At 65.8% G+C, this 2,612-nt stretch carries 3 protein-coding genes; 1 reads left to right on the top strand and 2 read right to left on the bottom strand.

Annotated elements, in window-relative coordinates; translation table 11 throughout:
* Nucleotides 1–365: SOS response-associated peptidase family protein (locus tag ACT3T9_RS18755; protein ID WP_444607297.1), on the top strand; the 365-nt coding region annotated here is incomplete at its 5' end.
* 128 nt (nt 366–493) lie between these two features.
* Here ACT3T9_RS18755 and ACT3T9_RS18750 read toward each other — a convergent pair.
* Both ACT3T9_RS18750 and ACT3T9_RS18745 read right to left on the bottom strand, forming a co-directional pair.
* Nucleotides 494–1,372 (bottom strand): hypothetical protein, encoded by an 879-nt coding sequence (locus ACT3T9_RS18750; protein WP_444607296.1) that lies wholly within the window; start codon nt 1,370–1,372, stop codon nt 494–496.
* A gap of 480 nt (nt 1,373–1,852) precedes the next feature.
* Complete coding sequence (locus tag ACT3T9_RS18745) at nt 1,853–2,515, bottom strand: hypothetical protein (RefSeq protein WP_444502867.1); 663 nt, start codon at nt 2,513–2,515, stop codon at nt 1,853–1,855.
* Nucleotides 2,516–2,612 lie beyond the last annotated feature (97 nt).

Raw genomic sequence — 2,612 nt, 5'->3', positions numbered from 1 at the left:
AGCCGTACTTCGTCCATGCCAACGACGGCGAGCTGCTGCACGCCGCGGGTCTGACGACCGCCGAGCAGAACAGCGAGGGCGAGTGGGATGTGTCCTTCACGATCATCACCCGCGAGGCTCGCGACGCAGCCGGCGATGTCCACGACAGGATGCCAGCGTTCGTGGACGAGGACCTCATCAACGAGTGGCTCGCGCCGGGCAAGCTCGAGAAGGACCAGCGGGAGCACCTGCACGGCGTGCTCGGCGACGTCTCCGAGAAGATCGCTGCGTCGCTGGTGACTCACCCGGTCGACCGCTCGGTGAACAACGTGCGGACCCTGGACCGGAACGATCCGGAGCTCATCGCACCGATCGAGCTCTCCTAGACGAGGTCCGTAGGCGAGACCCCGCGCCGGAACGCCTCGCGAGCGACCTCGAGGCCGAGAGGCTTGCCGTAGAGCCGACTCGGGATCTCCTCGATCGGAAAGTCCCACAGCACGCCGTAGCGGGCGAGCTACCAGCCGGCGCGAGTCACGGGCTGCTCCTTCTCAAGCTCGGGCGGCACAGACAGCACGTACCCCAGCAGCTGTCGGGCCGTGTCGCCGGTCAGGACCGAGTCGGCCTGGGTGCCCCGCCTCGACTTCACTTCTACGAGCGTCCCGTCCAGCAACAGGTCGGCAGACCCGTGCCCGCACCGCGGTTGCACGACCGACCTCGCCACCTGCGACGGTGCGGGGAGCGCCTGTGTCGCGAGGTGCAGCATGTCGGCGACCGCTGAGATCTCCTCAGGGTCCGGCATCTCGAGCAGCTCACCGAGATGGGAGATGCCCAGCCGGCTGTGGCGGTGCGCAGGGTCGTCACAGAGCTCCGGTGCCCGCCCGACGGCTGCGTGCAGTCCGAGCACCATGCCGTGTCGCCCGAACCCGGTCCTTGAGGCTTCGTCCTCGATCGCATCGCCGCGCAGGTCCGGGAGCCAGCGGCGGAGCTGGTGCTGGTAGTCCTTCCACACCTGGTCCTCGGCCTCGAGCTCAGCCGGAGTTTTCTGCTCGCCGGTCGCCGGGTGCCGCATCCCGAACGCACGCTGGCGCACCCGGAATCGTCCACACTCAGCCGTGCCTGTTGTCGGCTCATCGGAGTAGCGCAGAGTCAGCAGCTCATCGATCGCGTTGCCGACGGCGGCGTTGCTCGGCGCTTCGTTCACCAGGCACTTGAGCCCCTGCACCCGGGTGGAGTTCGTGAAGACGAGCGGACCGGATGGGGTCTGCACCGTCCGCGGCGGCTCGCCCGTCGGCCTGAACCGCACACCGTCGAGATGGCGGTAGTGCTCGTGCAGGTACTTCTTCCGCTTATGCCAGTCCCGCATGGTCTTGTCGAAGACGAAGTCGCCCTTCATCGGCGACGGCCCGACGCGGGTGCGGTCATGCTGGCCTCCTGGGCGATCTGTGATGCCAATATGCACTCTACCGAGCGGGTGTGTTCGCTACGGGAGTCTGGATCCTGGTGCTCGCTGTTCGGTTCGTAGCATGAGGGACGGTGCTCATGACGCGGGAACGGCGCTCATGACGAACGCCGCCTTCGCGTTACGCCGATGTGGGCGCGTCGCGAAGGCGGCGAGTCGATGGGGGACCGGGAGCCATGTCGCGGAGGCCGATCCACTGCCGGGGCGGATCATTCCCGCGTTTGGCGCAACCTGAGCTCGGCAATCAGCACAACAATCACTCCGATGGCTGGGAGCACTGTGACGTACACCGGTGGATGAATTACGCCAAAGAGCGTGAGCACTCCTAAAAGAATGCCAATCGCTACGAAAGTGTACCCAATCGGCTTAACGCTTCGCATCTAACCAATCCTCTCTTGGCGCAAATCTATCGGGTCAGGCGAAGGGGTTGCATGCTCCGAGGCCGTTCAGCAGCCAGTACCACGTCACGCTACCGTCCTCTTCCTGGCACATCCCGATGACTCCACTGGCGGCGGCAAGTGCGCTCGCCACGACCCCGCCGGCGATGCCCCCTACGCCAGTCCCGGACGTGGCGAGGCCGATTCCTCCGGCGATCACGGAAGCCGTGGCGGTGCCCGCCGTGACCTTCCCGGCAAGGTAGCTGTCGAAGTGGATCTTCAGGCCGTACCAGTGGGCCGAGATGGAGCCGTGCGGCCCCGTGTACATGGTCTTTCCCCCAGCCTGTGGACGAATAGCGCCATCGGTGCTCCCGCCCCCGACCTGCTCGTTCCACGCCTCGACAGCCGTGCGGACTTCGCCGGTGGTGGCCGCACCGAGTTCACGCGTGGCGGCCGCTTCGTCCAGCTCGTAGCGCTGGCCTGCCTGGGTGACGAACTTGTTAGCGGCGGCGATCTGTTCGTCTGTGAGGCTGAGGGTCGCGGAATCGGCCTGCGCGCTCGTTGCTTGCGAGAGAGGCTGCGTCGAAGCAGCTGTGGCCGAGGTGGCTGCGCCGGTGCCGAGCACGGCGGCAATCAGAGTTCCGCCCCCCAGCATGAATGCGCGCCTGCGATCAACATTGAGTTCAGACAGATTGGACATGTCCATTCATCCCTTCGGGTTGACTTCATGGCGGCCCATCCGCCATCTCCATCGGGGCACGAACAGGGTATGCATCCTTAAAAAGGCGAGTCAAATC

It is taken from the genome of Brachybacterium sp. AOP29-B2-41 (assembly GCF_052378395.1).
Lineage (GTDB): Bacteria > Actinomycetota > Actinomycetes > Actinomycetales > Dermabacteraceae > Brachybacterium.
This window is presented reverse-complemented; position numbering and strand designations above follow the sequence as displayed.

Bases quoted from the DNA above. Each gene is read 5' to 3' on its own strand.
- ACT3T9_RS18750 (WP_444607296.1), bottom strand. From the start codon at position 1,372: ATGAAGGGCGACTTCGTCTTCGACAAGACCATGCGGGACTGGCATAAG.
- ACT3T9_RS18745 (WP_444502867.1), bottom strand. From the start codon at position 2,515: ATGTCCAATCTGTCTGAACTCAATGTTGATCGCAGGCGCGCATTCATG.